The sequence below is a fragment of the Caldanaerobius fijiensis DSM 17918 genome, from assembly GCF_900129075.1.
Lineage (GTDB): Bacteria > Bacillota > Thermoanaerobacteria > Thermoanaerobacterales > Caldanaerobiaceae > Caldanaerobius > Caldanaerobius fijiensis.
The window spans coordinates 1-6039 of sequence record NZ_FQVH01000062.1 but is presented as its reverse complement, the minus strand read 5'-3'; the positions used below and the strand labels follow the sequence as shown (position 1 = coordinate 6039).

At 39.2% G+C, this 6039-nt stretch carries 5 protein-coding genes, 1 pseudogene and 1 riboswitch; of the genes and pseudogenes, 3 read left to right on the top strand and 3 right to left on the bottom strand.

Annotated features, from left to right (window positions below; genetic code table 11):
- On the top strand, positions 1-613 hold a 613-nt coding region (locus tag BUB87_RS13585; protein ID WP_143156720.1), incomplete at its 5' end, for an IS200/IS605 family accessory protein TnpB-related protein.
- A gap of 121 nt (positions 614-734) precedes the next feature.
- On the opposite strand, the gene BUB87_RS13580 is transcribed toward BUB87_RS13585, so the two are convergent.
- On the bottom strand, positions 735-1355 hold the full coding sequence (locus BUB87_RS13580; RefSeq protein ID WP_073346574.1) for a hypothetical protein: 621 nt from the start codon (positions 1353-1355) through the stop codon (positions 735-737).
- Between the two features lie 16 nt (positions 1356-1371).
- Complete coding sequence (locus BUB87_RS13575) at positions 1372-2286, bottom strand: AAA family ATPase (protein ID WP_073346572.1); 915 nt, start codon at positions 2284-2286, stop codon at positions 1372-1374.
- A 426-nt stretch (positions 2287-2712) separates the two neighbouring features.
- On the opposite strand from BUB87_RS13575, the gene BUB87_RS13570 reads away from it, so the two are divergent.
- Complete coding sequence (locus BUB87_RS13570; protein ID WP_073346568.1) at positions 2713-2958, top strand: hypothetical protein; 246 nt, start codon at positions 2713-2715, stop codon at positions 2956-2958.
- Positions 2959-3015: 57 nt separating this feature from the next.
- Here BUB87_RS13570 and BUB87_RS13565 read toward each other — a convergent pair whose 3' ends face one another.
- Positions 3016-5253 (bottom strand): glycoside hydrolase family 3 C-terminal domain-containing protein, encoded by a 2238-nt coding sequence (locus BUB87_RS13565; protein ID WP_200792851.1) that lies wholly within the window; start codon positions 5251-5253, stop codon positions 3016-3018.
- Positions 5254-5430: 177 nt separating this feature from the next.
- A riboswitch (cobalamin riboswitch) is annotated at positions 5431-5614 on the top strand.
- A 229-nt stretch (positions 5615-5843) separates the two neighbouring features.
- Between BUB87_RS13565 and BUB87_RS13560 the strand changes: the two are divergent.
- Positions 5844-6039, top strand: a pseudogene (locus BUB87_RS13560) (IS110 family transposase); the annotation flags it as partial.

Here is a 6039-nt window from a genome sequence, read left to right as displayed (position 1 = left end):
AGAAAAAGACCGTCTGCTTCATAAGATAAACAAGCTGGCAAAAGCGCAGAGGATATCAGGGATTGGGAGAAAACCGAACCTATGGAGAAAGATAAACAACATAAACAGTCAAATAATAAACGACACAGCGCATAAGATCATAGAATTTGCCCTGGAGCATAATGCCGATGTGATAGTGTTTGAGTATTTAGGAAAGCTCAAATCAAAGGGAAACTACGCTCGAAGGATGAGGATAAAGCTTCAGTACTGGGCAAAGAGAAGGATACAGGACAAGGTATGCGATATGGCGCACAGTTACGGAATGCATGTATCATGGATAAATCCCAAGAACACATCGGCATTAGCGTTTGATGGAACGGGGAAAGTAACGAGAAACGATAAGAAAGACATATGCGAATTCACAACAGGTAAAAAATATCATGCGGATTTAAACGCATCGTATAACATAGGTGCAAGGTATTTCATACGAGAGCTACTAAACCCTCTTTCCGAAAGGGAGAGGTTGGGGTATCAGGCAAAAGTTCCTGATACTGTAGCGAGAAGCCAGCAGACCCTGTCTACATTGATTAGTCTGGTTAAAGCCATGCAGTCACAGTGTGATTGCGTTGCGTGACCAGGCCGTATTTATGACAGGCAGTCCCGCTGTTAATGCAGCGGGAAGCCCCATCTATAACACTTTGTGTTTAGATGGGGAGGCTTCACTTTGACTTCAAGTTTGCACGTACTGCAAAACACTACAAAGTACTTTTTTTACCTGTTGTTTTGACATTGATCATTTCTTTAGAGCAGGGATGTTTTTTGGCTAAATCCCAAAAATAGTCTATTGCAGAGTTGATTTCTTTCGGGACATCAAATTGGGCGTAAAAAGTTTCTAAATCATGCAAATCTATGTTGTTTTTTGCGTATTCTTCCATTAGGCTTCGTAATTTAGAATGATAGTTTTTGAATTCAGATATGAAATACGTTTTATCCGCTTCCGTAAATGAATTTTTGTCGAAATCGAGCAGTAAGTTAAACGCTTTTGCTAATGTTAGCGTTGTATCTTTTTTACAGTCGGGTGGCAACTGCTCAATTATCTGTTTCACAGGCAGATTAAGGTCAACGTGCTCCCCCATTTTTTCTAATATTCCGTCAAAACCTAAAGCAAATTTATCGTCATATATTACATATTTTGATTTTTTGCCAGGTCTTATTTTTAATCTATTTCTTATTTTTTCATCTGCATTTATAAGTGCATATACTATTTCTAATACTTTTTGCCCGGATAATCCACTGTTGTTGACAGCGTCCGCTGCTGAAGTTTCTATATTATTATTTTTAACTTCAGACGAATTCGATAAAATCTCTTCAAACATCGAACATCCCATCCTTTTAAGCTATATACTGACTCGCCTGTGCTTTTTTTATGTCGTTTTGATTTTTCAGCAGCACGTTCAGTGTTGTATCTATGTATTCCTTGTTGCTGCTGTTGAAATCTACCGCATCGATGGTAAGCAGCAACACTTTTGCCCAATTAATAGTTTCCGCAATGGAAGGCTTTTGCTTCAACGGAAGGGAACGGATCTTTTGAACGGCTGTCGCTATGGCTTTTGCAAAGTCATACTCTATATTAACTTTCGTTTGAATTATCTTCGTTTCTTTTTCCACATCGGGATAATCGATGTACAGATATACACACCTTCTTTTCAGCGCGTCGCTCAACTCTCTTGTATTGTTCGACGTCAGCACAACTAACGGCCTATTGACTGCTCGTACTGTGCCGTATTCGGGTATGGATACGGAAAAGTCCGAAAGCACTTCTAACAGCAAAGCTTCAAATTCCATATCGCTTTTATCTATCTCATCAATCAGAAGGACTTTCGGTTTATCATCTTTGGGAGATATTGCGCGGAGAATCGGACGCTCGACCAAAAAGTCTTCACCAAAAAACTTTGTTTCGCTGTTGAGCAGTTTGACGGAAGTGTCAAAATCCTTGTTCTGCAGAAGTTTCCCGATGTTGTCCTTCAGCAGATTTATATACAGCAGCTGTTTGCTGTAGTTGAAGTCGTACAAAACCTTTGAGAAATCTATCCCTTCGTAGCACTGCACGCGTATCAGTTCCGCATCGAATATCGCTGCAAGCACTTTTGCAATCTCTGTTTTACCGACACCTGCCGGGCCATCTATTAACAATGGTGCTTGCAACTTAACAGCATTAAATATGGTATAATCTATAACCTTATCGGATATGTAGCCTTGTTCCTTAAGTTTTTCCGACACTTCTTCTCTTGTCTTAAAATCAAACATTTCTATCAACCTCCAACTTGTTCTGTTTAGATTTTAACACATCTCTTTGTTTTTTAATATCAACTTGCCGTCTCTCTCGAATATTCTGATGTTTTCCACGACGAAGCAGCTATCCAGCACCACCTCAGCATATCCTTTGAAGTTTCCCTACTGATTTTGGTTACTTTTACATTTGTTACCTGCATTATTTCAACCACCTTTTCTGAAAAATTTTTTTGGACATAAAAAAAGCAGGGCTTAAACCCTGCTTCGATAATTAAGTTGGTCAACACACTTTGAAAAAATAACCATGCAGTTATCTATTGGAACGCTGGTAATCCTGGGAGGCATTGTGATCGTTCAACACTCAGATAAAACAGGAAGTAAAAGTCACATTTTCAGGAAAACTTCATAAATTATTAGAAGAAAATATTGGAGGTGAAAATCGTGAGTGAAAAAGAAGTCGTTCAGAAAATAGAAGAACTCCTCAACACCATAGAAAACGGCGAGGACACAATGGATATCGAAGGCGAGCTGAAAAAGCTTTTCAAAGATGATAACAAAGATAATAATAACAATAATAAAGATGATGAATGCGAATTTATATTAAAGCTCATCCTCAAGTTGTTATTCAAAATAAAGATCGAAGTTAAAGCCATCGAGAAGAAACTAGACAAGATTTTCAGAATCTAAGCCATAAAGCCCCGCTGACAGCGGGGCTTTGTTTAGCGCATCTTATCTTTTCCAAAGTTAGATCTGTTTAACCAGTCTGTCAATGATGTCATCCGTAAGCGCACCACGACTCATCATCACCATTTTTCTCAGAGGTATACTTCCAATGAACCACATCGCTTCACTGTTTGCATTACTCAACCTTTCTTTCATTTGCGGTGGCAACACGCTCATAAGCAGCGCACGACCTTTTTCATCTTCCAGCCAGTCTTTTAATGGGCTATCAGCCGTCAAATGCTTTCTGTATACCTTATTGTTTTGATACTTTATGATTCCTTTAAGGCGTATATCTTGAGATGAACTACCTATTAATATTTCGTATTCTCCTGACTCAGCCACGAACTCACCATATGATGTATCAAAATATGATAAGTCCCTTTTCTCTATCTCTATGCTTACCGTCTTGCTCTCACCCGGATTTAAGAAAACTTTTTTAAAGCCTTTTAATTCTTTTTCTGGCCTTGAAACCTTAGAACTGAGAGGTTTTATATAAAGTTCAGCAATCTCTTTTGCCGCTATATCTCCAGTATTTCTTATATCAAAACTTACTGTCAATTTGTCATCGTCTACCATCATGTCTTTTGAAAACCTCAAATTGCTGTATTCAAAGCTCGTATATGACAGACCATATCCAAAGGGAAATCTTGGCTTAATATGTTTTTTATCATAGTACCTATATCCTATATATATTCTTTCACCATAAATAACCTTACCATCTTCACCTGGATAGTTAAGGTACGACGGATTATCTTCCAATCTTACAGGATATGTTTCCGCCAGTTTACCACACGGCGAAACCTTCCCAAATAAAACCCTGGCTACTGCACTGCCACTTGCCTGACCCGCAAGATGACTCAATAAAATTGCAGGGATATTGTCTATGAAATCAAGTTCAACAGGTGAACCTGCTGCTAAAACCAGTATTGTATTCTTTTGAACGGCTGCAACGCGTTTTATTAATTCGACCTGATTTTGTGGCAAACGCATATCTCGCCTGTCGTATCCTTCTGACTCCATTCCGCGTACAAGGCCCGCAAATATTACTGCCACATCGCTTTTTTCTGCTTTTTCTACAGCATCAACAATTAAATTTTCATCAATATCAAATCCCTTATATCCCTCAGCGTATATCACATCAATACCTTGTGACAATTTCTGTATTTCGTCAAAAGGTATATCTATTTTAGTTGGTGTAACTTGTGCACTTCCACCGCCCTGGTATATTGGCTCTTTAGCAGCACTTCCTATTACCGCAATTGACTTTATCCTACCATTGAGGGGCAGCAATCTGCCCTCATTCTTAAGCAATACCATGCTCTCTTCTGCTGCTCTTCTCGCCAATTCATGGTGTTTTTCTTTATCATAATCTAATCTTGTATCGTTTTCCAAAGCCTTAAATAAAACATTTAAATATCGTCTTACGGTTTCATTTAACTTCTCTTCATCCAGTTTACCCGATTTTACAGCTTCAACTATCTTTTGATCATTCATAGGAGATGGACCCGGCATCTCCAGGTCAAGTCCTGCTTCCAGTCCCTTGATTCTATCGTTGGTCGCTCCCCAATCGGATATCACTATTCCCTCAAATCCCCATTCATTTTTAAGAATATCTGTTAAAAGCTTTTTGTTTTCTGAAGCGTATGTACCATTTATCTTGTTATAAGAACACATAACCGTCCACGGTTTGCTCTTCTTTACTACTTTTTCAAATGCTGTGAGGTATATTTCCCTAAGAGTTCTTTCATCCACCTCGGAGCTTATGCTCATCCTCTGATATTCCTCATTATTACATGCAAAATGCTTTAATGACGTGCCAACTCCCATACTCTGAACGCCATCGACAAAAGCTGCTCCCATCTCCCCAGCTAGAAAAGGATCTTCCGAATAATATTCAAAGTTTCTCCCACAGAGTGGTGTCCTTTTCATGTTTACACCAGGAGCCAGTAGTATATGAATACCCATGCTCCTGCATTCTTCTCCAATAGCTCTACCTACTTCGTATACAAGATCCACATCCCAGGAAGATGCCAACGCTGATGCAGTTGGAAAGCATGTTGCCGGCTTGCTCTTAAAGCCATTCGGGCTATCGAATGCGTTTTCCGAATATCTGACACCGTTTGGCCCATCTGTCATAATAATTTGCGGAATACCCAATCTTTCTATTGCTTTGGTATTCCAGAAACCGCCACCTGAGCAAAGCGACGCTTTTTCCTCCAGCGTCATTTCTTTTATGAGTTTTTCAATTTTATCGTTCACCATATCCCTCCTGTACATTCTTTTTTCCCAGAATCACGGCTTTTTTTGTGTCAAAATCAATATCAACGCCCATATACAGTACTAATTATAGCACACACACTTAAGAAAACAAACTGCTATAATTTTAATTTTCTGTACACAAAAGTCGGTTATGTGATATAATTATTTTGATCAAAAAACTTAATAGCATAAACAGGTGCCTCGATAGTCCGAGGAGAATAGGGAAGACGGGTGAGATTCCCGCGCGGTCCCGCCGCTGTATGCGAGGAGCTTTCCTCAAAATGCCACTGGTTTTTCCCGGGAAGGCGAGGAAATGCGATGATCCGCAAGCCAGAAGACCTGCCTGTTTAGGTGTCATCTTTCCACGGGTACTGGAAAGTTTACACAAGGATGATGGTAAAGTCCTTGGGCGCACTATTTTTGCGTTCAAGGGCTTTTAATTTAAATAAAAAGGAGCATTCCTGTAATGATTTAAAATGGGCGAAAATGAGCTAAAACGAACTTTGAAAAAATAAGTACCTCCTGATAAAATACAGAGTGTAAGTTCTAGAACTTACCTCGAATTAACTGAAAAAACAGGAGGTACTAAAATGAAGTATACACAAAATGAAAAGATTTTGCAAGTGACAGAAAAAACATTAATCGTAAGAGTGGACATTGCTAAAGAAAAGCATCATGCCAGAGCATTTGACTACAGGGGCGTGGAGTATGGTAGACGCCTGGAATTCAGAAACAACAGAGAAGGTATGGAAAAACTTCTTGCATGGGCAATGGATTTGATGAGAA